Genomic DNA, 25,358 nt, shown 5'->3' with positions numbered 1-25,358 from the left:
AGAGACCGGCCGGACAGAAACCAAAGCAGGGAGGAGCTGCCGGCAAGGGCGCGACTCCGGCCAAAGGGAAGTCGTCGTCCCAGGTGAGGAGGCCCAAGGGGCCGCCACCGCAGCAGAAAAAGCCGCCCCAGAAGGGCCCCTCTGGGGGCAAGGGCGGCTCAAAGAAACGATAGCAGAAGGAGAATGTCGCCATGGAAACGGTCGAGCGGGAGTTGACGCCGAAGAGCGTCGTCGTGGATATCGTGAACCTAATGGACCTTCGCACCAGGGTGACAAGCTGGGAGGACGAAGAGGAGATCCACGTTGACGTGTGGGGAGACGATCTGGGTATCCTCATCGGCAGAGGGGGGTCCACCCTGCAGGCGCTTCAGGATATCGTTACAACCATCGTGCGGCGTTCATGCCCCGAGGTGCGGAGGATCGTCATAGACGTGGAGAGGTACAAGGAAAGGCGGCGCCAGAAGCTGAGGGAATATGCGGAAAGGATGGCCGACAAAGCCATAACGACCAGGAAACCGGTGAAACTGGAGCCCATGACGCCGCGAGAGAGAAAGATCATTCACGATGCCTTAAAGGATTTCGCCGGCGTGGAAAGCAAGAGCGAGGGCGAGGATCCCCAGAGGAGGATCATAATATCGCCGGCCTGAACCCCCGCACAACCCCAGCCTGCGTTTCACGTGAAACGCAGGCGATTTTTATAAAAAACCTGCTTATGAGCCCGCTAAATGATAACGACGGCACGATTTACGCTGAAATAAGGGCACATGGTGTAGGTGATTGCACATGCGGACATGGCGAGCAGCATGTCGATCATGGGCAAGGCACCGGAGTGGCTGTGCAGATATGCGCAATGGGAGGTCCGCAGCGGGGACAGACGAGAGACACCAGCGCCGCGCCGCAAGCACGAGCCCCTTTCACCCCAATCCCCTCGGCGCGACGCAGGGTTACGAGCTAAAAACCACCACGAGATAAACCGTTTCTCGCTGCCAGAAAGAAAAACGCGTTGTTTTACTGCTTTTTCGGCTCCGAACTATATGTTTTTAAGCCGGTTTCATCCCTGTATGGCGGGTTAAGAAGGACGGCCATACCCGTAGAGCGGCGTTTATCCTCTCTGGGAAGCGGGAGCGAAGAAACAAGAAAACCCGGACCTTAAAGGGAAAAAGGGCAGAGCACAGGTGAAAGTATCAACCGTTACCTCAGGTAGAGCCTTGCCATAAGTATCCTGACGGGCTCATCCGGCAAAATTGCATGAATAGATATATGGCAAAAGGGCCCTCGGGGGATTGAATGTCGGACCACGAACCAGGGCCGCATCCCCAAGAGCGCACAAAAGCGCATTTCCGGGAATGTCGCGGCATAAAAGCCCACATTTATTAAAGGAAGCAAAAAGGTACCTGGGAAGAGCCTATCAAGATAAAGGGGGTGGTATGCAGGATATATAGGGACAGAAAGACGAAGAACAGGGTCAAACCGGGCGAAATCGCACGGGAGACCTGGAAAACAGGGTCGAGATATGCGCGTTTCACGTGAAACAAAAAACAGGCGATTGTAGTGGCAGGACTTTTATGGAGTGCTATAATGAAACGCATCAACAAAGAAAACGCCTAAAACGCAAGAGCAGGGCATGAGCGGGCACAAGGCGAGAGCATTGTTTCACGTGAAACAATGCTAGATAGCCCTGGAGGAAGGGACGCTCGACCAATAGACCCCAGAATAAAAAAGGAAAGCAAAGACAAACAAAGAAACTTAAATAAAAAGGCGAACGGCGAAAGAAAAACGAAAGAACAAGAAAGAACGGGCATGATGGTGGTCGAGAGAGACGAGCTTTCCGAAAAACTGATGGAGGCGGTGCTCAAGACTGCAGACAGAATAGGTTGCGAGATCAGCGAAGAAAACGCAAAAAAGATGATTACGTACGCCAACGAGCTGCGAAAATGGAATAAAGCATACAATCTCGTCGGAAGAAAAGTGGGGGTAGAGGGGCTGATAGAGCTGATAAAGGATGCCCTGACCCCCTTGAGTGTACGGGGGCTGCTAGAGGGAGGAAAGGAGGTGTTGGATATAGGCAGCGGAGCAGGACTGCCAGGAATCCCGTTGTACCTGGCAGTCGGGGGATTTCCGCTGGCCCTGATGGAAGCCCAGAGGAAAAAGGTAACGTTTATGAGGCATATCTGCCGCATACTCGAACTGGATGACGTGAGGGTGTATGCGGCTCGCATGGAGGAGATGGTCAAGGAAGAAGACCAGCTCAATGCCTATGAGATAGGGATAGCCCGCGCCGTGATGGACCCATCGCGCATGTACAGGATGGCGCGGCCGCTATTGTGCGAGGGCGGCAGGCTGGTGCTCTTCGTGGGGAAAACAGAGGCTGAAAGGATAAGAAGAGAATCGTTGGCACTGGAAGATAAGGGATATGGACTGCAGACCATTAAATCAACGCAGCGCTTGGTGGGAAGGGATAACTACCTGGTGGTTTTGGAAAAGACAGGCCGCTGAGTACGCGGCAAAAACCCAGCTGGTGATGGTGCCACGGGAGATTCCAGTCGCGAGGTGAGGACCTATGGAGATGGAAGAGACCGGAATGGCGGCGGTGACGGGGGAAACGTCAACGGCGGGCGAGCCGGGGGAAGAGATGGCGGAGAAAGTCGGAGAGACCACGCGGGAAGCGGCCGCGGAGATGGTGCCCGGCGCCGAGAGCGGGGCGGAAGAGGCCGAGAATGAGGGCGTACCGGATCATGCAAGGATAGTGGCTATAGCCAACCAGAAGGGCGGGGTGGGGAAGAGCACGACTGCGATAAACCTGGGGGCCTATCTTGCCATGGAGGGGCAGCGCGTCCTGGTGGTGGACCTCGACCCGCAGAGCAATGCCACCAGCGGCCTCGGAGCGAGCACCCTCTCGAGCGACGGACAGATCTACGATGTGCTGGTCAACGAGATCCCTTTGGAGGACATCATAGTCCAGACCTCTACTGAGGGTTTAGACTTGGCCCCGTCCTCGCTCCGCCTAGCGGGCGCCGAGGTGGAGCTGGTATCGGTATACTCTCGCGAGGGGCGCCTGAAGAAGGGCCTGGAACCAGTACGGAAAAACTACGATATCATACTCATCGACTGCCCGCCGTCACTCGGACTCCTCACCGTGAATGCCCTGGCGGCAGCGGACGAAGTGATGATCCCCATCCAGTGCGAATATTATGCCCTGGAGGGACTGGTGCTGCTGCTGCGCACCATAGAGAAGATAAGGGTTTACCTCAATCCCGACCTGCGTATCGGTGGGATCCTGCTGACCATGCACGACGCGCGCACCAACATATCCAAGCAGGTCATGGAGGAAGTGAGAAAACAGTACCCGAACGAGACGTTTATAACCGTAATACCTCGCAATGTACGCCTCAGCGAGGCCCCCAGCTACGGACAGCCCATTTCGCAGTACGATCCGCTGTCCCGAGGGGCGCTGGCATATCAGGACTTGGCAAAGGAAGTGATATCCCATGGCTAAGAAAGGTTTGGGCAAAGGTCTTGGAGCCCTCATCACCACGAGCACCGCCGCGGAGCAGCCCCGGCACGAGATGATCCCGATAGACAGCATCTCCCCCAATCCGGCGCAGCCGCGAAGGAGGTTCAACGAGGAGAGCCTCGAGGAGCTCGCCGCTTCCCTCAAGGAGCACGGCCTGGTGCAGCCGATCATCGTCAGGCCCGCTGGGACGGGATACGAGATCCTGGTGGGCGAGAGGAGGTGGAGGGCCGCCAAGCTTGCCGGCGCAAAATCCATCCCGGCGGTGATAAGGGATGCGGAAACGCCCGAGTGCCTGCAGCTGGCGCTGGTCGAGAACCTCCATCGCGACGACCTCAACGGCATCGAGGAGGCCACGGCCTACCGCCAGCTCATGGAGGAATTCGGGATGTCCCAGGACGAGGTCGCGCAGAAAGTCGGCAAGAGCCGGTCCACGGTGGCCAACGCCCTGCGCCTCCTTCAACTTCCAGTTGAGGTTCAAGCCACCGTGGTCGCGGAGGAGATAACCCCCGGCCATGCAAGGACGCTCCTTGCCCTGCAGGGCGATCCATACCAGGCGGTGCTGCTGCAGCGCATCATCGAGGAGGACCTCTCGGTGAGACAGACGGAAGAGATAGCGCGCAAGCGCCTGGGCGGGGGAGAGGAACAGCCCCCGAGGGAGAGGCCCCAGTCTTTGGTCGAGTATGCGGAGCTGATATCCGCGAGCCTGAAGGCAAAGGTCCGGGTCATGCAGGGAAAACGCAAAGGAAAGATAATCATAGAGTTCAAGGGGGAGAAGGACTTGCAGCGCCTCCTGGCGGAGATAGGGATCGCGGCCGGGGAGCCGGAACAGCTGTAATATACTACCAGTCGACCTGCTCGTACTTCTCCATCGCGAGCCGCACCAGCTCCCGCACCAGCTCGTTGAAGTCGAGCCCGGCGCTCTCGGCGGCCATGGGCAGCAGGCTGGTCTCGGTCATCCCCGGGCTGATGTTGAGCTCAAGCACCTGGGGCGTCCCCGCCTCGTCGATGATGATGTCCACGCGTGAGACGTTGAGGCACCCAAGTGCGCGGTGGGTGAGGAGCGCCATCTCCACGGCCCTCTCCGCGACGGCTTCGTCGAGGCGGGCGGGGCAGTAGTATTCCGTCATGCCCGGTGTGTAGCGGGAATCGAAATCGAAGAAGCTGCCGTGGGGCACCGTCTCGACCGGGGGAAGCGCTCGCAGCTCGTCATTGCCCAGGATGCTGACGGCGACCTCGGTCCCCTTAACATATTTTTCCAACAATACACGCTCGTCGTAATGCAGTGCCGTGCGCACGGCTTCCGGGAGGTCCTCCCGCGAGGCCGCTATCCTGATCCCCAGGGCGGACCCCTGGGCGGCGGGCTTGACCACTAGCGGAAACCCCAGCTTGTCGCCCACGGAGGAGAGGGCGTGCACGGCCCCCATCTCCTGGAAGGTGGCCTCGCTCAGCACGAAGAAGGGAGGAGTAGGGATGCCCTCGCGCATGAATATCTCCTTGGAGAGCGCCTTGTTGAAGCCGATGGCGCTGGAGAACACCCCGGGACCCGTATAGGGGATATCGAGTATCTCCAGCAGCTCCTGCACGGTGCCGTCCTCGCCGAACTTGCCGTGGAGCGCGATATACACAAGGTCCAGGCGCTCCCTCTGCAGAATGGGTACGAGGTTCTCGTCGACGTCCAGGTCGAGGACCTCATGGCCCAATGCGGCAAGGGCGTTGGATACCCTGCGCCCAGTCCGCAACGAGACGTCGCGCTCCAGAGATCTGCCACCCATGAGAACGCATATGCGCATGATACTGACCCCCTAACGGTCACCGCGAGACGGTTCCTCCGGGAAGCCCCGCACTTCGTGGCCCAGGGCCCTGGCGAGGGAGATCTCCCGCCTGGTAACTTTTGCCAGTCGCTTGATACCCTCGTGGATCGTCTCTTCATCCGAATAACTGAAGTTGAGCCTCATGCAGTTTTCTCCGCCCCCGTAGGGGAAGAAACCGCCACCCGGGACGTACGCGACCTTGGCATCGATTGCCGCCGCGAGCATCTCGGAGGTCTTGATGAAACCGGGTAAGGTGACCCATACGAACAGGCCCCCCTCCGGACGCGTCCACCCGGCGATACCGGAGAGGTGCTCCCGCAAGGCTCCCAGCATGGCGTCGCGCCGGCTGCGGTAGATCTCGTTGAGCTGGTGCACCTGGCCCTTCCAGTCCTCGCCGGTGAAATAGCTGTGCGCCACCATCTGGGTGAAGGAGGAGCTGCAGAGGTCGGCCGACTGCTTGGCCAGCAACAGTTTGTCCAGGATGGGGTGGGGCGCGGCCGCCCAGCCGATGCGCATGCCGGCGGAGAAGATCTTCGACAGCGTCCCCAGGTAGATCACCCTGCTCTCGTCAAGGCTGCGCAGGGTAGGGCACCGGGTGCCCTCGAAACGCAACATGCCGTAGGGATTGTCCTCGACCACCAGGCAATCGTACTCGTGGGCCAGCTCCAGCAGCCCGAAGCGGCGCTCGGCGCTCATGGTGATTCCTGCCGGATTCTGGAAATTCGGTATGGTGTAGATGAACTTAACCGCCTCCCCCGCTGCGGCCAGCTCCCGCAGCACGTCGCGGAGGGCACCCAGGACCATTCCCTCCCCGTCCATGGGCACGGCATGGATCCTGGGCTGGTAGCTGAGGAAACTGTTGAGAGCGCCCACGTAACTGGGGGCCTCTGTGATTATATGGTCACCTGGGTTGACGAAGATCTTGGCGATCATCTCCAGCGCCTGCTGGGCGCCGTTGGTGATGATGATGTCCTCGGGAAAGCAGGGCGTGCCCTCCTCGCGCATCACCTCGACGAGGCAGTGCTTGAGGGGAGCGAAGCCGTCGGTAGGGCCGTATTGCAGGGCCGTGGCGTGGTCCTCCGCGAGCACCCTGCGCACCGACCTCGCGATGGTCTCGGGGTCCATGGCCTGGGTGTACGGGAGCCCGCCGGCCAGGGAGATGATGTCGGGGCGCGCGGTGACCGCGAGCATGTCCCGTATCTCCGAGGTGTACATGCTCTGGGTGCGGTGTGCATATATGTCGCTGAAGGGATCGAGGGTAAACCTCTGGGACATGTCTATACACCTCTTCAGTACGGAAAACCCCGGCAAGCTCCGTCTTTATGAGAAGTAGTATAAAGCATTCCCCGGGGGCTTGACAGCGAACCGCCGGGATATCGCTGCACTTCCAGAGCTTTCCGTGGCGGTTAAGAAAGGGGCTGGCTGGGTCGATAACTGCATTGCAGGAAGCGGGTTGTCCTGTGCTGAGCCTGGGCTTGCCCTTGCCGGGTCACGATATACGGGGGATGCTGCGATGGGCCGTGTTGCCCACCCGGGAAGACCCGCGGGCGATTCATGTCGTTGGTGGAACATGGAGAAGAGATGAACGGGTCTGATCTCGAGGATGCGAGAGAGAAGGCGAGGGAAAGCGAAGCTGGGCTGGACATGCTCCTTCGCCAACTACAGGAGGACATGGGCCTCAACCTGAGGCAGTACAAGCCGAACTACCTGAAACGGCGCATAGGCGTGCGCATGAGGGCCACCGGGTGCAGCGATTACCTGCAATACCGCCAGTACGTGAAGAAGGACCGCGACGAATGCAAGCGCCTTATCAACGACCTGACCATAAACGTGACCGAGTTCTTCCGCGACCCGGACGTATACGCGGTGATAAGGAAGCAGGTCATCCCGGAACTGTTGCATTATAAAAGAGAGAACCGCGCGTTCAGCCTGCGCGCCTGGAGCGCGGGCTGCGCCACCGGCGAAGAGCCGTATTCCATGTCCATCCTCTTCCGGGAGGCCCTGGCCAGGGAGAAGGGGCCAGAGTCCTGGATGCTGCGCATAACGGCTACCGATCTCGACGACAAAGCGCTGGAGAAGGCCCGGGCGGGCAGCTACGAGGAGGCCAAACTGCTTCCCGGCATGGTCCTGGACGACTACTTCGAAAGGGATGGGGAGCGGTACGTAATCAAAGAGGAGATAAAACGGCCTGTACGGTTTCTGCTCCTGGACATCATGCAACACCCGCCCCTGCGCCACCTCGACCTCATTCTCTGCCGCAACGTGCTCATATATTTCGAGAGGGAGAAGCAGCACCACATCCTGGAGACGTTCCACAAGTGCCTGCGCCCTGGCGGCTTTCTGGTGCTGGGCAAGAGCGAGGCCATCCTGGGCATGACCGAGAGCGGACTGACCCCCTTCAGCAGGAGGGAGAGGGTCTACCGCAAGGATGGCGCGACCTTCAAGGCCGAGCCCGAGCGGCGGTCAGCGGCACGGTGAGGCAAGGCCTTCCTGGAGGCCCAGGGAGCCGGGCACGGAAACCATTCAGCAGAAAGGCATGGAAGTCGAAACAATAGGGAGAGTGTTGCGGAAGACAAGAAACCTCGGACCATGAGAGAAAGAAAAACGGCAGCACGAACCCCGGAGAAGGGAGAACGGGCAGCCAGGGAAAAACTATTAGGTAGTGGTGCCGGAGAGAGCGGCGGCGTTTCACGCCCTGGAGACAACGGGGACCGGACCGGAGGGCCGCCAGCGGAACGGTTTAAAGATAGTGGAGGTATGGTCCATGAAAAAGAGTGACGAAGCGGTCGAGAGGGACCCCGGGGCCAAGCTGAGCATCCGTACCCTGGCCCTGGCGGCGGCGGCTTTCTTTCTGGTCCTAGTTCTTGCTTCTGGCGTGGTGGGCATAGCCCTGCTGGCTACGGGGGCATCCAGGGCTGGAGATGCCGCCGTAGCGAGGGACAGCGGGGAGCAGCAGGAGCTGATCGAATCCACGGACGGACTCTTGAGTGGCGCCCTTGTCGCGGCCATCATCCTCTTCGCCCTGGAACTGGTCCTTGCGGCCTTGGCGGCCCTGCTCTTCTTCCGCTGGCTTTCAGGCTCGATGAAGGAGATGACGTGGCAGGTCCAGCAGGTCGCAGCCGGAGACGGAGACCTTACCCGCCAGATAGTGGTCAAAGACCGCCAGACCTTCGGGGGGCTGGCGGATTCCATCAACGTCATGATCAGCGCCCTGCGGGGATCGGTGGCCGAGATCGGCAAAATAGCCAGCGAGCTCAACAGCAGCGCGGAGCAGATGTCGGCCGTCATCCAGCAGATGAACGCCTCCAGCCAGGACATCTCGAGCACCATCTCGCATATCGCCAAGGGTGGAGAAGAACAGGCCCGACGCGTGCTGGACACCTCGCACACCATGGAGATGATGAGTTCCTCCATGCAGGAGATGGCCGAGAAGGCCGACCTGTCCAACCAGGCGGCGATGGAGGCGATAGAGACCGCCCAGAGGGGGGCAGAGGCTGCCGTGGACACGGCGAGCGCCATGGACGTGATCCGCGGCGCGGCCGAGGCGGTGGTGGAAGCGAGCACCGGCCTGGAGGAGCGCTTCATGCAGATCGGGATCATCGTCGACGTCATCACCAGCGTGGCCGACCAGACCAACCTGCTGGCCCTCAACGCCGCCATCGAAGCGGCGCGCGCGGGCGAGCAGGGCAGAGGCTTCGCCGTGGTGGCGGAGGAGGTCAGGAGCCTGGCGGAGAACTCACGCAAGTCCGCGGAGCAGATATCCAACCTCATCCGCGAGATACAGGCCGGGGTCAACAAGATGCGGGGGAGCATCGATTCGGCCATAGACCAGGTCAAGGGGGGCACCGAGGTAGTGGAGAAGGCCGGGAGGGCCCTGCAGGAGATCGCCGTCTCCATCCAGAGCACCTCGCGCTATGCCAGCGAGATCGCCGAGACCACGCGGGAGCAGGTGCTGGGCAACGACGAGGCGCTGAAGGCCATCACCGAGATCGCCAGCATCGCCGACGAGACCGCCGCTTCCTCCGAGGAGGCTTCGGCGACGGTACAGGAGCAGACGGCGTCCATGCAGGAGATGGCCGCCGCGGCGGCGGAGCTGGCGGCCATGGCGGAAAAGCTGAACCAGCTGGTACGAGGGTTCCGGGTATAGGCGGGGGGTGGGGATGGAAGACGAGGAGGCGAAGTTCCGCAGGGAGGCCATGAAGATATTCCTGCTGGCCGCGGCGATCGCGTTCCCGCTGGGAGTGGGCGGGATCATCGGCATATGCTATGCGGCGGTGGAGTTGTCCTGGAGCCCGGCCCTGACGGGACTGCTGTTCGGCGCGGTCCTGGTTGCGCTGATCGTCGCGTCCGCCGTCTTTTACCTGACGCGCGTATATGTCCGGCCCCTGGGTGGCATGGAGATGACCATCAGAAGGATGAACCAGAGGGACTTCACGGCCCACGTGGAGACGCCGTTCAAGGAAGGCATGTTCAGGGACCTCTTCGACGGCCTGAACGATCTCGCGGAGTCCATGCGAAGCATGCTCAGGAAGCAGGCAGAAACTGCCGACCACCTCACCGCGGCCAGCGAGATGATGTCGAGCGTCTCCCGCGAGACCACCGAGACGGCGCAGGACACGGCCAACACCATCTCTCAGCTGGCCCGCGGTTCCGAGGAGCAGGTGCACGCCATCATGCAGGCCCAGGGAACGGTGACCGAGATCGTGGAAGAGATACAGAACGCCTCCGACCGCAGCCAGGAGGCCAGCCAGTTCAGCGCCCAGGCCAGGGAGACGGTGGAGAAGGGCGTAATAGCCGTGCAGAGGGCGACCAAGAAGATGCAGCAGATAAAGGACACCGTGGACTCATCCGCAAACGCCGTCAGGGAACTGGGCGAACACTCCGCTCAGATCGGACTGATAGTGGACGTCATCACCTCCATCGCCGACCAGACCAACCTGCTGGCGCTCAACGCGGCCATCGAGGCGGCGCGTGCGGGCGAACAGGGCAGGGGTTTCGCGGTGGTCGCCGGCGAGGTGAGGACGCTGGCGGAGGGCTCGGCCAAGGCGGCGTCGCAGATCGCCAACCTGGTGCGGGAGATACAGCGCGGCATCGATCATACCATCGAAGGCATGGAGGGCGGAACGCTGGAGGCCGAGGAGGGGAACCTCGTGGTCGCGGAAGCCCAGTTCATGCTGCGGGAGATCGACGACGCCTCTCAGAGCATCGCCGAGAGGGTCTCGGCCATATTCGAGGCGACGCAGCAGATAGCCGAGAAGAGCGGTAAGGTGGTCGAGGTGATGAACTCCATCGCCGGCATCTCGCAAGAGTCGGCCGCCTCCACCGAGGAGGTCTCGGCTTCCATCGAGGAGCAGACGGCGGCCATGCAGGAGGTCACGGCCGCGGCGCAGGAGCTGGACGAGATAGCCAACCGCCTGCGCGAGATACAGCGGGAATACAGGGTGTGACCCCGGCCGGCCGTTCGTTGTGAGCGGCTGGGAGTTGGGATATATTGAGCTTATGGCGAGGCGGCGCGCATAGCGCGGGAGGAGATGATCATGGCGGACGATGCCAGGGCGGCGGACGAGCTCCAGCTGGTCGTTTTCAGCCTGGGGCGGGAGGAATTCGCCGTAGAGGTGACCCAGGTGCGCGAGATCATGCGCATGGAGGAGATAACGCGCATGCCGAAGAGCCCCCATTTCGTGGAGGGCATCATCAACCTGCGCGGACAGATCATCGCCGTGGTGGAGCTGTCGAAGCGCCTCAACCTGGAGGTTGGGGAGAGGGACAGCGACACCCGCATCATCGTGGTAGAGGCTGAAGACATCAAGGTGGGCATGATCGTGGATGCGGTGTCCGAGGTGCTGCGCATCAGCGCCGATGAGGTGGAGCCGAGCCCGACCCTGGCCACGGACATCTCAGCCGCTTACCTGCAGGGAGTGGTGAAGCAGGACAACCGCCTGATAATCCTGCTCGACCTGACCAAGGTGCTCTCGCTGCAGGAGATGGCGGGACTCGGGTTTTAACCACAAGAAGCGTGGAATAGCGAAGGGTAGATGAAAGGAGGAAAGGATGGCGCCGACCGTGCTGATCGTCGATGATGCCCTCTTTATGCGCATGATGATCAGGGACATCCTGTCCAAAGACGGCTTCGATGTGGTTGGCGAGGCCGAGAACGGCGTTGAAGCGGTGGAGCGCTTCAAGGAGATGAGGCCGGACCTGGTGACCATGGACATCGTCATGCCGGAGATGGACGGCATCGAGGCGGTCAAGCAGATAATGAAGATAGACCCCGATGCTAAGATCCTGATGTGCAGCGCCATGGGGCAGCAACCTCTGGTGGTGGAAGCCTTGGAGGCAGGGGCTAAGGACTTTATCATCAAGCCTTTTCAACCGTCTAAGGTCATAGAGGCTGTGGAGAAAGCCCTCAAGGAATGATCTGCTCTCCCCGTGCGGGGAGGAGGTGAATCTTTTGCCCCAGAAAATCCGGGTACTTGTCGTTGACGATTCCGCCCTGGTACGCAAGCTCCTGATGGACGTCATCAACGGGGACTCCGAGACGGAAGTGATCGGCACCGCATCCAATGGCGTAGAAGCCATCCGCGCCGTGGCCGAGCTCGAGCCCGATGTGGTGACCATGGACATACACATGCCGGAGATGGACGGCATCACCGCGCTGGAGTACATCATGCGCAAGCACCCCCTGCCGGTGGTGATGCTCAGCGCGCTGGCCCAGAAAGGAGCCACGGCCACCCTGAAGGCCCTGGAGCTGGGGGCCGTGGATTTCATCACCAAGCCCTCGCACTACCCCTCCGCGGTCAAGGAGGTGCGGGAGGAGGTCTTGCTCAAAGTAAAGACCGCGGCACAGGCGCGCGACTACATCATGGGGAGGCAGGCGCGCCGCAGGGCGGGCAAGAAACCCGCCGTCTCCAGGGCTGTGGCGGGAGGAGAGAAGGTCGTGGTCATAGGCGCCTCGGCGGGCGGGCCGAAAGCCCTGGCGGAGATAATGCCTCGGTTCCCCGCGGACACCCCAGCCTCCATCATCATCGTGCAGCACATGCCGGGTGTTTTCACGCGTTCCTTTGCCGGCAGGCTCAACAACATCTGCGCGCTGCAGGTGAAAGAGGCCGAGGAGAACGAGGAGCTGGTCCCCGGACGCGTCCTGGTGGCGCCGGGGGGAAAGGACCTAATGGTGGTGTCGGACACATCGCGGTCGGGCAGGGTCGAACTGATGGACTCGAAGTACCGTGTGGGCGCCTCGCCCCATATCGATACGACCATGGTCACCGCCTCCGAAGTATACGGCGGTGCGGCGGTGGGCGTGATCATGACCGGCATGGGCTCGGACGGCGCCAAGGGCATGGAAAAGATAAAGAACGGCAAAGGGTCAACGGTGGCCCAGGACGAAGAGACGTGCCTGGTGTTCGGGATGCCCAAGGTGGCCATAGAGAAGGGCTGTGTCGACTGGGTCGTTGCCCTGGAGATGATACCGGACAAGGTGATGGAGCTGTTGTAACAGCAACTGTGATGATCTCAGCCTGAAAGGGATGCCGCCGCATGGATATGGACATCTCTCAATATAAAGAGCTCTTCATCAACGAAGCCCAGGAACACCTGGAAACCCTCAACCAGTCCATGGTGGACCTGGAAAAGGACCCGGGAAACCCGGACGTCCTCACCGAGATATTCCGCTCCGCCCACACCCTGAAGGGCATGTCCGCGACCATGGGTTTCGACCAGCTCACGGAACTGTCGCACGAGATGGAGAACGTACTGGACGGCCTGCGCAGTGGGGATATCGAGGTGGACACGGACATCGTCGACCTGCTCTTCGGGTGCTTCGACATGCTGGGCGCGATGGTCGCGAACATCGCCCAGGAGGGCGGCAAGGCGCTGGACACCAGGGCGCTGATAGAGGCCCTGCGGGCTGTTTATGCGGGGGAGAAAGGCAGCCTTACGGGGCTGGAGAAACCCCCGGAACCCGCCAAGAAGAAGCCCGGCCGGAAGGCCAAGGCCGCGGCCGCGCAGCGGGAGGAAGAGGAGGGGGCGCAGGTCGAGCCGGCGGAAGAAGAAGCGGTGGCGGCGCAAGAGGCGGGAGTGGCCGCGGAGGAGGGGCCGGAGGCCATAGCCGGGGAAGGGGCGGAGGAAAAGAGCCTTCGCCTGCGCATCACCCTGGACAAGGACTGCGTCCTGAAATCGGTCAGGGTCTTCATGATCTTTAAGAAACTCGCTCAGATAGGACGGGTGGCGACCTCGCGCCCCTCCGTCGAGGACCTGGAGGACGAAAAATTCGACCGCTCCTTCGAGGTGCTTTTCGTGACCGAGGAGGGAACGGAGGCGGTGCGCAGGGCGTTGTTGACCATAGCGGAGGTGCAAGAGGTAGAGTTGCTGCCCCCGGACGGCATGGAGCAACCCATCAAGGAGGAAGAAGAAGCGGGAGAGGCGTACGAGGAAGAGGCCGAAAGGGCAGAGGCCGTCGAGACCAGGCCGTTTGACAGCGCCGCCACGGCGCCGCCGGTGCGCACCCAGAGCGTGCGCGTGAACATCTCGCGCCTGGACAACCTGATGAACCTCATCGGCGAGCTGGTCATAAACCGCACCAGGCTGCAGGAGATCGCCTCCTCGCTCAACAGCCCGGAGCTGAAGGAAGCGCTGGCCCAGATGGCTCGCCTGACGGCGGACCTCCAGGACGAGGTGATGAAGACCCGCATGGTGCCGGTGGAACACATATTCAACCGCTTCCCCCGCATGGTCAGGGACCTGGCCAAGAGCCGGGGCAAGGACGTGGACTTCGTGGTCGAAGGCAAGGACATCGAGCTGGACCGCACCATCCTCGACGAGATCAGCGACCCCCTCATGCACCTGTTGCGCAACGCCGTCGACCACGGCATAGACTCCCCGGACGAGCGCGAGGCGAGAGGCAAGCCGCGTCGGGGGAGCATAAAGCTGGTGGCGAGGCGCGACCGCAACTACGTCTCCATCGAGGTCTCCGACGACGGCCAGGGGGTCGATACGCAGAAGATCTTCGATATCGCCGAGAAGATGGGATTGATAGCGCAGGAGGACAGGAAAGCCCTCGGGCCCGAAGACGTCCTCCGCTTTCTGGCCATGCCCGGTTTCTCCTCGGCGGAGGAGGTAAGCGGCGTGTCCGGAAGGGGAGTGGGGCTGGACGTGGTCAAGAACCGGGTGGAGTCCCTGGGCGGCATGCTGATCATGCAGAGCGTCAGGGGCGAGGGCACCAGCTTCGCCTTGAAACTGCCCCTGACCCTGGCCATAATCCAGGCACTTCTTGTGAAGGTGTCGGGGGAGATATACGCCATTCCCCTCGGGGTCGTGGCCGAGACGGCCGTGATCTCGTCCCACGAGGTGAAATACGTGTCCAGCCAGGAAGTCATCTTCCTGCGGGACGAGACCATCCCCATGATGCGCCTGGGCCGTTACCTGGGCCTGCATGACGAGGACGGACAGGGGAGTTTCCCCGTGGTCGTGGTAGAAGTAGCCCTCAAGAGCGTGGCCATCGCGGTTGACGAGTTATTGGGCCAGCAGGAGATCGTCATTACCAGCCTGGACCGCTACCTGAAGCGGATACGCGGCTTCGGCGGCGCCACTATTTTGGGAACGGGCGATGTAGCGCTTATACTTGATATCCCTACTCTGTTATCCTGATAGGGATCTAAAGCGGTTAAACCCCCGAAAGGAGGAGTTATGGCAGAGAGGAAAGGGCTCACCCCCTTACAGCTCGATGCCCTGCGGGAGGTGGGCAATATCGGCTCCGGGAACGCCGCCGTGGCCTTATCCACCATGGTGGACAAGAAGGTGCTGCTCAGCGTGCCGCGCGCCTCCTTGGTGCCGCTGGTGAGGGTCTCGGATCTCGTCGGAGGGGCGGAAACGCCGGTGGTCGGGATATACCTGCATATCAGCGGCGACGCGTCCGGCAGCATGCTGCTTCTGCTGGCGGAGACCAGCGCCAACGAACTGGCCCACCTCATGGTGGAGGGGGAGGAGCGGCCGGACCTGACCACGGTCGAGCAGTCCGCCCTGCAGGAGACGGGGAGCATCCTGGCGGGGTCCTACCTGAACGCGCTGTCGCAGATGACCGGGATCCTGTTGCGTCCGTCCGTCCCCGGTTTCGCCATGGACATGGCCGGGGCGATCATCGACTTCATCCTGGTGGAGATAAGCCAGTCCGACGACTACGTCCTGGTGATCGAGACGGAATTCGATATCCTTGAGCACGTGATCAAGGGTCATCTCATTCTCTTCCCCGACCTGGGGTCTCTGGATATCATACTGGGGAGGCTGGGGGTGAGCGATTGAGGCGGGCAGGGACCTGGGATTGAGCAGTTGATCGGGGAACGGGTCATATGCAGGTTAAAAAAGGACCGTCTATCATGCTCGGTGGGGCAGACGAAGATCTGGCGGAACAAGGGATTACGCGGGGTGAGGGACCGGTGTCGGAAGAGGTAGTGAACGTAGGGGTAGCGGAATACTTCGTGACCCACAACCCGCACCTGCTGGCCAGCTTCGGGCTTGGCAGCTGCGTGGGGGTTGCGCTCTACGACGAAAAGCGGAAGATCGGCGGTCTGGCCCACATCATGCTCCCCGATTCCCAGTCCATGAGCAAGAAAGGGAACCCCGGCAAGTTCGCCGATACCGCCATCAGCTCCATGGTGGAGGAGATGGAGAGGCTCGGCTCCAGGCGCTCGGACATCAAAGCCAGGATCGCCGGAGGAGCGTGCATGTTCACCATACCTGGCGCCGTGAACCCCCGCAACGTCCCGGGTCCCTGCCTGGGGATGCAAATCGGCGAGCGCAACATCGAGGCGACCAAGGCTGTCCTGAAGGAGCTGAAGATACAGCTGATAGCGGAGGACACGGGCGGGAGTTACGGACGGACGATGCGTTTCGACGTCTCCAACGGCAAGGTGACCATCAGCTCGATAAACCACGGAGCGAAGGAGCTGTGAAAGAGGAACCGAGAAGCGAGAGCATCGAGGTCTCGAACGAGGCCATCGCCACCCTGGCCGCCCAGGCCGCGAACGAGGTGGAGGGGGCGACGGTGTTCCAGCAGAAGTCCTCGGGCGGCCTGACATCCCGGGTGAAGCGGGAGTTCCTGCAGAAGGGGATCAAGGTGGTGCGCGAAGACTCGTCATGCCGCCTCGGGGTCTATCTTAAGGTGGATTACGGCACGAACATCCCGGACCTTGCCGCCGAGGTCAAGCGCAAGGTCAAGGAGTACGTCGAGGGCCTCACCGATATAACCGTCGAGGACATCGAGGTAGTCGTCGAGGACATCGAGCCTCCGGCTTGAGGCCGGGGTCAGCCCTTAGCATTCATCATCTCTTTTCCGGACGTACACGTGCCGGGCATGGAGCGGGTTCTGCGAAGCCTATCCAAACAGACAGCCGCAGGCCCGAACATGTCAAGGCGCCCAGGCACCGTCGCCGGAATGACCTGACCGGGGTCAGGCCGCGACACCTTCGGCGTGGAGACCCTCACCCACAGGGAGACAAAAGCGCTGTCGTTTACGCGATCCAACCCACCGAAGCCTTTGCGCGGACTGGCGGGTTACGGAGCGGGGGTGAAGTAAGCGATGACCGACCTGGCGAGGGCGACGAAGAGGTCGTGGCCGATGCCCGTCTCCCAACCTGTCTCCACGATCACGCACGGCATACGCGTCTCCCGCAGCAGGGGGAAGTTCCTGGCCTCGGGGGGCGGCACCTCCACCCCGGCACCCTGCTCCATCTCGCCGTGGATCAGTTCCGCCAGGCGCTTGCCGCGTGGCGAGGAGTAGTCCCTGCTGCCGAAGAAAAAGACGCGAAACCCTGGCTCGTCCGTCATCCTGAGGCTGAGCACCAGGTCGGCGCCGCGGTCGTTGGCCAGGCGGGCCCGCTGGCTCTCCGGCATGGGGCCGTACACACCGCCGGTAAGCAAGGCCGTAAGGCCGCGCGCCACCAGCTCCGCCGACACCTGGCGCAGCACGTTCTCGGCGCCGCTGTCCCCCTCCGCCGCGTCCAGGACCACGCTCTTTCCCTCCAGCCCCCTGGCCTGCAGGTCCTGCAGCGCTTCGTGTACCTCGGCCACGCTGGTGTCCTTGAGCGCGTGCCTGAGGCGCTGCAGGCACGCGATGGTCGAAGCACCGGCTATGCCGTCCACCGGCAAGGCCATGTTGTGCTGAAAGGCGCGCAGCGCGCGGTCGGTGTCCTGCCCGAAGATGCCGTCCTCGCGGCCGGCGTTGAAGCCCAGGCGGTTGAGGTATCTCTGCACCTCGCGCACGTCGTCGCCGCGGAAGGGCGGGACGCGCAGATAGAGGAACCTGTCCCCCAGCTTGAAGGAGGCTTCTACCAGCTCCTGCCAGGTGGTCTCGTCGACACTGCCCTGGACGCGCAGGCCGCGCTCCTCCTGGAAGAGACGGACGGCCTGTGAAGTAATGTCCCCGAAAAACGATTCACGCATCTCCGCCTCGAAGCCGGGGGGCGCAAAACCGCGGTCGAGCAGCCTTTTCTGCACGTCGCTCACGGCCAGGCCGCGGTCTCCGGGCACGACGGTTTTCACCGCTATGCCTCCCTGCTGACTGGCAGGGTGAACTTGAACGAGGAGCCGAGGCCCGCATCGCTCTCCACCCAGATGCGCCCTCCGTGTCCCTCGACGATGCCCTTGGATATGACCAGGCCCAGGCCCAGGCCGCCCGCGGAGCGCGAGGAGTCCGTCTCTATTTGGTAAAACATAGTAAATAGTTTTTCCTGCTCCTTAGCCGGTATCCCCGGCCCCGTGTCCCTGACCTCTATCTCCACCATGCCCGGCTCGCTGGAGCTGCGCGCCGTAACCTCGATGGACCCCCCCTCCGGGGTGAACTTCATGGCGTTGCCGATAAGGTTCTCCATCACCTGGTGCACGCGCCACACGTCGACGCTCACCGGCGGCAGGTTGTCCTCCACGGTGTAATGCAGCTCCTGCCCGCCCTGGGCGGCCCGGCCCTTGTATTCCGATACGGCGTTTACTATAAGCCCTTCCACGGGAGCGGGCCACTTCTCGCCCACCAGGCGGCCCTCTTCCAGGCGGGTCACGTCCAGGAGGTCGTTGATGATCTTGGTCATCTGGTCCGCGCGGGCGTTTATTATCTTCATCTTGTCCATCTGGAACGTAGAGAGGTCTCCGAGTTCACCGAACTGGAAGGCGTCGGCATAGCCCTTGATGATGGAGAGCGGCGTGCGCAATTCGTGCGAGGCGATGGCTATGAAATCAGACTTCATCTTGTCGAGCACGGATAGCTCCTCGTAGGCCTTCTCCAGGTCCTGGTGGCTGCGCTCGACCATCGCCTCCAGGCGGCGCCGTTCGCTGAGGTCGTGGGCGATGCCCACGATACCGGAGAACTTCCCGGCGCGGAAGAGGGGAGCGGAGCTTATCTGCACCGGCAGCGGGATGTCCCCCCGGGACCTGAGCAGGGTCTCGAAGAAGACCTTCTCGCCGCGCCTGCGCCGCTCCAGCATGCGCTCTATCTTGCGCCGCTCATCGGGCATGACGATCTCCACCGCGTCTTTTCGGAAGAGTTCGTCGGAGTTGCTGATCCCGAGCATATCCAGGAACGCCTGGTTGCAGAAGGAGAACCTGCCCTGGGCGTCCATGGCATAGAACCCGTCGTTGAGGCTCTCGATGAGCAGGTTGAGGTAGTCGGTGGTCTCGGCCAGGCGGCGCTCGAGGCGCACGTATTCGGTCACGTCCTCGTAGAGGAGCAGGGCTTCCCTCACGTTACCGGACTCGTCGGCCAGGGGGTGCAGCCGCACGCGGTGGAAAAAGTCCACACCTTCCACGGACTGGTGCACGCGCGGCTGCTCGAAGGCGCGCCCCTCCACCAGCACGCGCCTGAGGATGCGTTTCCAGTCGGCCCTGAATTCCTGGGGCATGATGTCCAGGGCGGGCAGGCCGACTATCTCGGATTCTGCGAGGCCGCAGGTGTCGTGGATCCAGCGCATCATCAGGCGGTTGCACCTCGCCAGGCGGAAATTGCGGTCCAACACGGCGATCTTCACCGGCACGCCCTCGAAGACGCCCGCCTCACGCTCCGATGCCTCGAGCAGTGACGAGTGCTCCGTTATCTCGGTGGTGATGTCCTGGACCATGACGATGAAGCGTTTCGTCCCGGGTCCGTCCGGTGCCGCCAGCGAGACCCATACCCGGCAGAAGCCGGACCTGCTCTCGAGGAAATACTGCTCGTCTCGGCGCTCCAGCGGCGACTCCTCCGCGGCGACCCTCTCCAGCACCGGTGTCCAGCTGGCGAAATAGGGAGGCAGGAAGGCCTCGTCCAGCCTCGTCCCCAGCAGGGCGGAGGGGTCTCGGCCGGTGGCGGTGACGAACTCGCGCGCCAGATGGTTGACCTCCAGTATCACGCCCTTCTCGTCCACCAGCAAGGTGGGGGAGGGCAGGGAGTCCAGCATGGAATACGCCGCCTGCGGGCGCGCCTCCACGGCGGCGCGAGGGTGGTGCGCATGCATCCGGGCGGCGGCAAGGGCAAGGACGATAGAGAGCAGCGCGAGGGCGGCGAAGACGATGAAAACCACCCGCCAGTCGAACAGGCCCGCCAGCAAGGCCACGCCGCTGAACGCGACAGCGGCCGCGCCCGCGGCGTGGAAGGGGCGCGAGAGGCGCTCAGGTCCCATCCCGGCCTCCGCTCTTATCGCGGGATTGCCGCAGCTCGTCCCATATCCATCCCCAGTACTTGGCCGTGGCGACGAGGGCGAAGGTGATGGCCACGGTCAGAGGGATTGAGGCCACGGCGACCTTGATGATCATCCCCGTGGGCTGGGAGGGTTCTGGCAGGCCCCAGGCCCCGGTGAGAAGTAGCACCCAGGCCACCGGGAGAGGGATGATGAAGAAGAAGACGGACACGTAGTAGAGGCGGTAGTACGGCGGAAGTTCCAGGGCCTGCCCCAGGCGCTTTCCCAGCGCCGAGAGGAGCAGGATGAGGACCGCCACCGCAATGGGGCCTATGATGTACAGGGATGAGGCCAGGTAGTTCATTTCCCCATCATCAGACGGTAGCATCGGAACACGACTATCAGCAGGATGACCCCGGCGATGGCCGGCCACACCGCATACCACAGGTATATGGCCACGATTGAACCGGCCAGGGAGTAGATGAGCGTGCTGGTTCCCATGAGCACGAAGAAGAGCGGCAGGAGGAAGGCGTAGGTCCTGCCCGCGAACCTGCTCTCGGCCAGGCGGCAGATGCCGTAGAAGTAGACCAGGAGCATCGCCGTGGCTGAGGTATTGAAAAACCAGAGAAACAGGGATAAGGTCTTCCACCAGTCGTTGGCCGTCAACTGCCCCCCCTTGTACTAGCGATCGCCGTTTCACGCATCTCGCGGGCTCATTGTCCTCCCGCGCTCCGCTTGCGCTCGTCGATGATGCGCCTGACCTCGGTCAGCAGCTCCTGTTTGCTGAAGGGTTTGGTGATGTATCCCGCCGCTTTCATCACCGACAGCCCGATCATCTTGTCTATGTTCTGGGTACGGGCCGTGATAAAGGCCACCGGAGTGTTCTGCACCTCGGGGTCGTTCTTGATGCGCCGCAACACCTCCCAGCCGTCGATCTTAGGCATCATGATGTCCAGCAGGATAAGGTCGGGCTTCTCCTTGAAGGTCTTCTCCAGCGCCTCTTCCCCCGAAAAAGCGGACAGGGTGAGGAAACCGGCGTTGCTGAGGAAGAGCTCTATGAGCTCGACCATCTCGCGATCGTCGTCGACGACCAGGATCTTCTCGGCCACTCAATCGACCTCCCCTTTTCCGGCAGGCTTCGCTTTCTTCCCGAACACTTCCATGAAGGCGTCTATCTCTTTGCGCCGCGGCAGCCCCGACAGCAGGCCCTCGCGGTCGGCGAAGGGCTCGCCGACTAGTATGCCGCGGTCGGTGACGCGGAATTCGCGTATGGACTTGTCGTGCGAGCTTGCACGCTGCTTCAGGACCAGGATCGCCCGGCTCACCGAGGAGTCAAGCTCCACGTAACGCAGGATTACCACCGCGTCGACCAGGTAGGATATGCCGTATTGCGCCGCGGTGATATCGCCTGTGATATCGGGGTCCTCCTGGGTTACGATGGCCGTCAGGCCGTGTCTGAGCAGGGCGTTTACGAAGGTGAAGGCGACCTCGCGCAGCTTGACCGGGTCGCGCGCCAGGCGCTCCAGGTGGGATATGGAGTCGATCAGGATCCGCCTGGCCCCGAGCTCCTGCACCATGGTGTCCAGGAGGCCGCCGGGGGTCTGGGCCTGCTCGAAGAATATCTCCGGGGACGTGAATAGGATGCGCAGCATGCCGTCTCGCTCCATCTCCTGCAGGTCGAAACCGAGGGCCAAAGCGTCCCTCAAGAGCTTCTTCGGGAAATGCTCGAAAGTGACGATGAGGCCTGGTTCCCCCATGTCCACGCCCTTGGCGATGAACTCCAGCCCCAGGCAGGTCTTGCCGGTTCCGGGGGCTCCGATGACCAAGGTGACCGAACCCCGGAGGGGACCGCCCTCCATCATCTGGTCGAGCTGCTCGTTCCCCGTAGAGGCCCGTTCCGCCAGCTCGGTATCGCCCATGGTCCCTCCCGCTCGTTCAAGCCTGCTGCCTGCCGTCTTATTATTATACACGTTGTCCGCGGACCCCTTGCCCGGAACGCGCGCGAGACGCTCCGTACCGGTCAGTCGCGCGTGATATACTGGTCTCGTGATCGTGCTAAGCGGGGAGCTAGCGGTGCCCTGAACCCGCAATCCGCTACAGCGGGGCCGAATCCCCAACTGAGGCTCTCCGGTCTTGAGTATTGCGCGCGGGAAAGTGGTGTTGAAGGTCGGGTCCTGCGCAACGGGAACTTGTGAACCCCGTCAGGTCCGGAAGGAAGCAGCGGTAAGCAAATCTTCTCGTGTGCCGCAGACTAACCTGTCCGGAGCTAACTACCCGTGTAGCGCTTGGGGTCGGAAGTCGAGGGAGGGTGCACGATCACACCCTTTTGATATCATGGCCGGGAACTCGCGGCCGCGGGGAAGTGATGGACCTTGGCTTACGTCTCTCTGTACAGAAAATGGCGCCCACAGACCTTCGAGGAGGTCATCGGGCAGGAATATGTCACCCGCACCCTGTCCAACTCGCTGCGCAATGGCAACTTCGCCCATGCCTACCTCTTCTCGGGGCCGCGGGGCACGGGAAAGACCAGCACCGCGAGGATCCTGGCCAAGGCCCTCAACTGCGAGCTGGGGCCCACGCCGAACCCGTGCAACCGTTGCGACGCGTGCCGGGAGATAACCGAGGGCACCTCGGTGGACGTCGTCGAGATCGATGCCGCCTCCACGCGCGGCATAGACAGCATCCGCGAGCTGCGGGAGAGAGTCATATTCTCGCCGGCCGCGGCGCGCATCAAGGTATATGTCCTGGACGAGGCGCACATGCTGACCAAGGAAGCCTTCAACGCGTTCCTGAAGACCCTGGAGGAACCGCCCCCGCACGTGGTCTTCGTCCTGGCCACCACGGAACCACACAAGATGCCGCCCACCATCCTGTCGCGCTGCCAGCGCTACGATTTTCGCAGCGTGCCGGTGGCCCTGCTCGTTGACCATTTGGCCAGGGTGGCGGAGGCGGAGGGGATAGAGGCGCGGGAGGGCGCCCTGCGGCTCATCGCCAGGAGAGCCCGGGGTTCGGCCCGCGATGCCCTGGTCATCCTGGAACAGGTGATGAGTTACGGTGACGGGGTGGTGGGCGAAGCGGATGTCGCCGGATTCCTTGGCCTGGTGGAGGACGAGATGCTGGTCGAGCTGGGGGACCACCTGGTGGCTGGAGACGCTTCCTCGGCGGTCGCCCTGGTGGAAAGAGCCTACGAGGAGGGCAGGGACCTGGTGCAGTTCGCGCGGGAGGCCCAGGAGCATTTCCGCCGCGTCTTCCTGCTGCAGCACGCCGCGCTGGGCCCAGAGGACCTGGAGGTGGACGAGACCGCCTTCGAGGCTATCCGCAGGCAGGCTACGGAAGCTTCGCCGGACCGCGTCTTCCACTTCATAATGGCTCTGCGGGAGGCGGTTAGGGAGATGCAGGCGACCACCTCGGCCCGCGTGGTGCTGGAGGGGACGCTCATCGCCATGGCCCGCATCGAGCTGGACTCCTCCGCCGCGGCCCTCGCCGCGCGCCTGGGCAGGCTGGAGGTCGAGATGGAGAGGATGGCGAGGTCACAGGCGGGCAGAGCGCCCACCCCGCCTCCCCCGGTGCGGGACGAGCCGCCGCGGGAGGAGAGGCTCCCGGACCGCGGCCGTGGCGCCGCAAGGAAGAAGGAAACGGGAGCGGAAGATATCGATGCCGTCACGCCCGCGTCCGGGCCCGCCCAGGCGGCCGTCCCGGCGGGCGACGCGGCGCAGCTGGACCTCACCGCGGTCAGAAAGGCGTGGCCGCTGGTTAAGGAGAGGGTAAAGGAGAGGAAGATAACCACCCACGCTTTTCTCCTCGAGGGCAAACCCGTCGAGTTCGCCGGGGGCGAGCTGTGTATCGCCTTTCCCGCGGACCGTTCCTTCCACCGCGGCGAGCTGGAGAAAGGGGACCACCGCAAGGTCCTGGAGGAAGCCCTCGCGGAGGTCCTGGGGGCCGCGGTGAGGGTAAGGACCAGGCTGGAGAAAGAGGAGAAGGGCCTCGAGGCCGAGCCCTCCAGCGGCGGCAAGGGGGAACGTGAGCGGAAGCCGGACGTTGCGGAAGCGAGGGAACCGGAACGGAAGCCGGCCACGGTGGAGGCAGAGGAACCGGGAGCGGCCGCCGCAGAAGAGAGCCGGGCCGCGGCCGGCGATGCGGAGACGGCGGAAAGGGGCCTGGGGCCCGAAATCGTGCATGAAGAGGCGAGCGAGCGCAGGGCGGCCGCGGGGAAGAAGAAAGCGGCGGAGAAGGACAGGGCGGACGCACACGACGCCGGCAAGGTCAAGCTGGTCAAGGACGTTTTCGGGGCGGAGATGATCGAGGAGATCAAGCTGGGCGAATAGGGCGCGACCGCGCCGCCGGGTATCGAGGGACGCGGAGGTGGACATGAACGGGAACATGCAGAAGATGATGAAGCAGGCGCAGAAGCTGCAGCGTCAGATGATGGAGGCGCAGGAAGCCCTGGCCGATGAGCGCGTCGAGGGCAGCTCCGGGGGAGGCATGGTCAAGGTCGTAGCCGACGGCCAGCAGAATATCGTGGAGATCAGTATCGACCCCGCGGCGGTGGACCCCGAGGACGTGGAGATGCTGGAGGACCTGGTCCTTGCCGCGCTCTCGGACGCGATGAGGAAATCGCGGGAGTTGGCCGAGGAGCGCCTGGGTGCCTTCACCAAGGGAATGAAGATCCCCGGGCTGTGATGGGAGAGCCAGTTGCTTTACACTCCCCCCGTCGCGCGCCTGGTCGAGGAGCTGTCGAAGCTGCCCGGCGTCGGGCAGAAGACCGCGCAGCGCCTCGCCTTTCACCTGCTGAGGGTTCCCCCGGAAGAGGCCAGGTCACTGGCCGAAGCCATCGTCGAGGCCAGGGAGAAGGTCACCTTCTGCACCCGCTGCTTCAACTTCGCCTCGGGTGAGATGTGCGAATACTGCATGGATACGAGGAGGGACCCCTCCGTTGTCTGTGTGGTGGAGAGGCCACAGGACATCGTGGCCGTTGAGCGTACGGGAGAGTTCCGGGGCCTCTATCATGTCCTCGGCGGCGCCATCTCCCCCATAGACGGCATCGGTCCCGAGGAGCTCAAGATAAGGGAGCTCCTGGGGCGTATCCGCAAGGACGATATCCACGAGGTCATCCTGGCCACCAACCCCCGCGTGGAAGGGGAGGCCACCGCCATCTACCTGGCAGACCTCCTGAAGCCCCTGGGGATCAGGGCAACGCGCATCGCCAGCGGTCTTCCCGTGGGGGGCGACCTGGAGTACGCGGATGAGGTGACCCTGGGCCGCGCCCTGAAGGGCAGGCTCGACCTATGACCCCGTAAAACAGCCAGCGCGCGCAGCGCCGTGGGCTAGGATTTATCCTGGCCCCAGTCGCCGTTACACAGGCCAGGGGTTGGATTTATCGATGGCCAAACGGTATGGCAA

The 25,358-nt window shown here is 62.6% G+C and carries 25 protein-coding genes and 1 other RNA gene; 18 read left to right on the top strand and 8 right to left on the bottom strand.

Annotated elements, in window-relative coordinates; genetic code table 11:
- Positions 1 to 191: 191 nt before the first annotated feature.
- From jag to AB1384_14580, 4 genes are all read left to right on the top strand, one after another.
- Entirely contained in the window at positions 192 to 647 is a 456-nt protein-coding gene (gene jag / locus AB1384_14595; protein ID MEW6555501.1) for an RNA-binding cell elongation regulator Jag/EloR, read from the top strand.
- A 1,153-nt stretch (positions 648 to 1,800) separates the two neighbouring features.
- Entirely contained in the window at positions 1,801 to 2,496 is a 696-nt protein-coding gene (rsmG, locus tag AB1384_14590; protein MEW6555500.1) for a 16S rRNA (guanine(527)-N(7))-methyltransferase RsmG, read from the top strand.
- Positions 2,497 to 2,560: 64 nt separating this feature from the next.
- Complete coding sequence (locus tag AB1384_14585) at positions 2,561 to 3,496, top strand: AAA family ATPase (GenBank protein ID MEW6555499.1); 936 nt, start codon at positions 2,561 to 2,563, stop codon at positions 3,494 to 3,496.
- Positions 3,489 to 4,349 (top strand): ParB/RepB/Spo0J family partition protein, encoded by an 861-nt coding sequence (locus AB1384_14580; GenBank protein ID MEW6555498.1) that lies wholly within the window; start codon positions 3,489 to 3,491, stop codon positions 4,347 to 4,349. The genes AB1384_14585 and AB1384_14580 overlap by 8 nt, the downstream gene beginning before the upstream one ends.
- A 4-nt stretch (positions 4,350 to 4,353) precedes the next feature.
- Here AB1384_14580 and AB1384_14575 read toward each other — a convergent pair whose 3' ends face one another.
- Together AB1384_14575 and AB1384_14570 are read right to left on the bottom strand one after the other, a co-directional pair.
- Positions 4,354 to 5,304 carry a D-alanine--D-alanine ligase gene (locus AB1384_14575; GenBank protein ID MEW6555497.1) on the bottom strand — a complete coding sequence of 317 codons (951 nt, stop codon included), beginning with the start codon at positions 5,302 to 5,304 and terminating at the stop codon, positions 4,354 to 4,356.
- A gap of 12 nt (positions 5,305 to 5,316) precedes the next feature.
- Complete coding sequence (locus tag AB1384_14570) at positions 5,317 to 6,600, bottom strand: PLP-dependent aminotransferase family protein (GenBank protein ID MEW6555496.1); 1,284 nt, start codon at positions 6,598 to 6,600, stop codon at positions 5,317 to 5,319.
- A 306-nt stretch (positions 6,601 to 6,906) separates the two neighbouring features.
- On the opposite strand from AB1384_14570, the gene AB1384_14565 reads away from it, so the two are divergent.
- The 10 genes from AB1384_14565 (at position 6,907) to AB1384_14520 (ending at position 16,615) form a co-directional block, all read left to right on the top strand.
- The gene (locus AB1384_14565) at positions 6,907 to 7,803 is read left to right on the top strand and encodes a protein-glutamate O-methyltransferase CheR (protein MEW6555495.1); all 897 of its coding nucleotides are present in this window, start codon (positions 6,907 to 6,909) and stop codon (positions 7,801 to 7,803) included.
- Positions 7,804 to 8,089: 286 nt separating this feature from the next.
- Positions 8,090 to 9,472 (top strand): HAMP domain-containing methyl-accepting chemotaxis protein, encoded by a 1,383-nt coding sequence (locus AB1384_14560; protein MEW6555494.1) that lies wholly within the window; start codon positions 8,090 to 8,092, stop codon positions 9,470 to 9,472.
- A gap of 13 nt (positions 9,473 to 9,485) precedes the next feature.
- Entirely contained in the window at positions 9,486 to 10,772 is a 1,287-nt protein-coding gene (locus AB1384_14555; protein ID MEW6555493.1) for a methyl-accepting chemotaxis protein, read from the top strand.
- A gap of 90 nt (positions 10,773 to 10,862) precedes the next feature.
- Positions 10,863 to 11,330 (top strand): chemotaxis protein CheW, encoded by a 468-nt coding sequence (locus AB1384_14550; GenBank protein ID MEW6555492.1) that lies wholly within the window; start codon positions 10,863 to 10,865, stop codon positions 11,328 to 11,330.
- A gap of 46 nt (positions 11,331 to 11,376) precedes the next feature.
- Positions 11,377 to 11,742, top strand: coding sequence for a response regulator (locus tag AB1384_14545; GenBank protein ID MEW6555491.1), 366 nt, complete (start codon positions 11,377 to 11,379; stop codon positions 11,740 to 11,742).
- A gap of 25 nt (positions 11,743 to 11,767) precedes the next feature.
- The gene (locus AB1384_14540; GenBank protein ID MEW6555490.1) at positions 11,768 to 12,820 is read left to right on the top strand and encodes a chemotaxis response regulator protein-glutamate methylesterase; all 1,053 of its coding nucleotides are present in this window, start codon (positions 11,768 to 11,770) and stop codon (positions 12,818 to 12,820) included.
- Positions 12,821 to 12,861: 41 nt separating this feature from the next.
- A complete protein-coding gene (locus AB1384_14535) occupies positions 12,862 to 14,970 on the top strand; it encodes a chemotaxis protein CheA (protein MEW6555489.1) in 2,109 nt (702 codons plus the stop codon).
- A 39-nt stretch (positions 14,971 to 15,009) separates the two neighbouring features.
- Positions 15,010 to 15,621 (top strand): chemotaxis protein CheC, encoded by a 612-nt coding sequence (locus AB1384_14530; GenBank protein MEW6555488.1) that lies wholly within the window; start codon positions 15,010 to 15,012, stop codon positions 15,619 to 15,621.
- A gap of 134 nt (positions 15,622 to 15,755) precedes the next feature.
- Positions 15,756 to 16,271, top strand: coding sequence for a chemotaxis protein CheD (locus AB1384_14525; GenBank protein ID MEW6555487.1), 516 nt, complete (start codon positions 15,756 to 15,758; stop codon positions 16,269 to 16,271).
- Positions 16,268 to 16,615 (top strand): Asp23/Gls24 family envelope stress response protein, encoded by a 348-nt coding sequence (locus AB1384_14520; GenBank protein MEW6555486.1) that lies wholly within the window; start codon positions 16,268 to 16,270, stop codon positions 16,613 to 16,615. The genes AB1384_14525 and AB1384_14520 overlap by 4 nt, the downstream gene beginning before the upstream one ends.
- A gap of 257 nt (positions 16,616 to 16,872) precedes the next feature.
- Here the strand turns inward: AB1384_14520 and AB1384_14515 are convergent, their stop codons facing one another.
- From AB1384_14515 to AB1384_14490, 6 genes are read right to left on the bottom strand one after another with little or no spacing between them, the layout of a single operon-like run.
- A complete protein-coding gene (locus AB1384_14515; GenBank protein ID MEW6555485.1) occupies positions 16,873 to 17,859 on the bottom strand; it encodes a peptidoglycan-binding protein in 987 nt (328 codons plus the stop codon).
- 2 nt (positions 17,860 to 17,861) lie between these two features.
- Entirely contained in the window at positions 17,862 to 19,961 is a 2,100-nt protein-coding gene (locus AB1384_14510; protein MEW6555484.1) for a PAS domain-containing protein, read from the bottom strand.
- On the bottom strand, positions 19,951 to 20,322 hold the full coding sequence (locus AB1384_14505; GenBank protein ID MEW6555483.1) for a hypothetical protein: 372 nt from the start codon (positions 20,320 to 20,322) through the stop codon (positions 19,951 to 19,953). The genes AB1384_14510 and AB1384_14505 overlap by 11 nt, the downstream gene beginning before the upstream one ends.
- Complete coding sequence (locus AB1384_14500) at positions 20,319 to 20,624, bottom strand: hypothetical protein (protein MEW6555482.1); 306 nt, start codon at positions 20,622 to 20,624, stop codon at positions 20,319 to 20,321. Before AB1384_14500 ends, AB1384_14505 begins: the two co-directional genes overlap by 4 nt.
- A 47-nt stretch (positions 20,625 to 20,671) precedes the next feature.
- The gene (locus tag AB1384_14495) at positions 20,672 to 21,067 is read right to left on the bottom strand and encodes a response regulator (protein MEW6555481.1); all 396 of its coding nucleotides are present in this window, start codon (positions 21,065 to 21,067) and stop codon (positions 20,672 to 20,674) included.
- Entirely contained in the window at positions 21,068 to 21,877 is an 810-nt protein-coding gene (locus tag AB1384_14490) for an ATPase domain-containing protein (GenBank protein ID MEW6555480.1), read from the bottom strand. It lies immediately after the preceding gene.
- A gap of 131 nt (positions 21,878 to 22,008) precedes the next feature.
- On the opposite strand from AB1384_14490, the gene ffs reads away from it, so the two are divergent.
- From ffs to recR, 4 genes are all read left to right on the top strand, one after another.
- Positions 22,009 to 22,274: signal recognition particle sRNA large type (ffs, locus tag AB1384_14485), an RNA gene on the top strand.
- Between the two features lie 56 nt (positions 22,275 to 22,330).
- The gene (gene dnaX, locus AB1384_14480; protein MEW6555479.1) at positions 22,331 to 24,283 is read left to right on the top strand and encodes a DNA polymerase III subunit gamma/tau; all 1,953 of its coding nucleotides are present in this window, start codon (positions 22,331 to 22,333) and stop codon (positions 24,281 to 24,283) included.
- A 43-nt stretch (positions 24,284 to 24,326) separates the two neighbouring features.
- The gene (locus AB1384_14475) at positions 24,327 to 24,638 is read left to right on the top strand and encodes a YbaB/EbfC family nucleoid-associated protein (GenBank protein MEW6555478.1); all 312 of its coding nucleotides are present in this window, start codon (positions 24,327 to 24,329) and stop codon (positions 24,636 to 24,638) included.
- 12 nt (positions 24,639 to 24,650) lie between these two features.
- Positions 24,651 to 25,247, top strand: a complete 597-nt coding sequence (recR, locus tag AB1384_14470) for a recombination mediator RecR (protein MEW6555477.1) — start codon at positions 24,651 to 24,653, stop codon at positions 25,245 to 25,247.
- Positions 25,248 to 25,358 lie beyond the last annotated feature (111 nt).

The organism is Actinomycetota bacterium (genome assembly GCA_040757835.1).
Lineage (GTDB): Bacteria > Actinomycetota > Geothermincolia > Geothermincolales > RBG-13-55-18 > SURF-21.
This window is presented reverse-complemented; position numbering and strand designations above follow the sequence as displayed.

What these genes read in the sequence shown, in the direction of transcription:
- AB1384_14505 (MEW6555483.1), bottom strand. Translation starts at nt 20,322, where the DNA reads ATGAACTACCTGGCCTCATCCCTGTACATCATAGGCCCCATTGCGGTG.
- AB1384_14570 (MEW6555496.1), bottom strand. Translation starts at nt 6,600, where the DNA reads ATGTCCCAGAGGTTTACCCTCGATCCCTTCAGCGACATATATGCACAC.
- rsmG (MEW6555500.1), top strand. Translation starts at nt 1,801, where the DNA reads ATGATGGTGGTCGAGAGAGACGAGCTTTCCGAAAAACTGATGGAGGCG.
- AB1384_14530 (MEW6555488.1), top strand. Translation starts at nt 15,010, where the DNA reads ATGGCAGAGAGGAAAGGGCTCACCCCCTTACAGCTCGATGCCCTGCGG.
- AB1384_14475 (MEW6555478.1), top strand. Translation starts at nt 24,327, where the DNA reads ATGAACGGGAACATGCAGAAGATGATGAAGCAGGCGCAGAAGCTGCAG.
- AB1384_14565 (MEW6555495.1), top strand. Translation starts at nt 6,907, where the DNA reads ATGAACGGGTCTGATCTCGAGGATGCGAGAGAGAAGGCGAGGGAAAGC.
- AB1384_14585 (MEW6555499.1), top strand. Translation starts at nt 2,561, where the DNA reads ATGGAGATGGAAGAGACCGGAATGGCGGCGGTGACGGGGGAAACGTCA.
- AB1384_14535 (MEW6555489.1), top strand. Translation starts at nt 12,862, where the DNA reads ATGGATATGGACATCTCTCAATATAAAGAGCTCTTCATCAACGAAGCC.
- AB1384_14555 (MEW6555493.1), top strand. Translation starts at nt 9,486, where the DNA reads ATGGAAGACGAGGAGGCGAAGTTCCGCAGGGAGGCCATGAAGATATTC.
- AB1384_14575 (MEW6555497.1), bottom strand. Translation starts at nt 5,304, where the DNA reads ATGCGCATATGCGTTCTCATGGGTGGCAGATCTCTGGAGCGCGACGTC.
- AB1384_14490 (MEW6555480.1), bottom strand. Translation starts at nt 21,877, where the DNA reads ATGGGCGATACCGAGCTGGCGGAACGGGCCTCTACGGGGAACGAGCAG.
- jag (MEW6555501.1), top strand. Translation starts at nt 192, where the DNA reads ATGGAAACGGTCGAGCGGGAGTTGACGCCGAAGAGCGTCGTCGTGGAT.
- AB1384_14545 (MEW6555491.1), top strand. Translation starts at nt 11,377, where the DNA reads ATGGCGCCGACCGTGCTGATCGTCGATGATGCCCTCTTTATGCGCATG.
- AB1384_14510 (MEW6555484.1), bottom strand. Translation starts at nt 19,961, where the DNA reads ATGGGACCTGAGCGCCTCTCGCGCCCCTTCCACGCCGCGGGCGCGGCC.
- AB1384_14550 (MEW6555492.1), top strand. Translation starts at nt 10,863, where the DNA reads ATGGCGGACGATGCCAGGGCGGCGGACGAGCTCCAGCTGGTCGTTTTC.
- AB1384_14560 (MEW6555494.1), top strand. Translation starts at nt 8,090, where the DNA reads ATGAAAAAGAGTGACGAAGCGGTCGAGAGGGACCCCGGGGCCAAGCTG.
- AB1384_14580 (MEW6555498.1), top strand. Translation starts at nt 3,489, where the DNA reads ATGGCTAAGAAAGGTTTGGGCAAAGGTCTTGGAGCCCTCATCACCACG.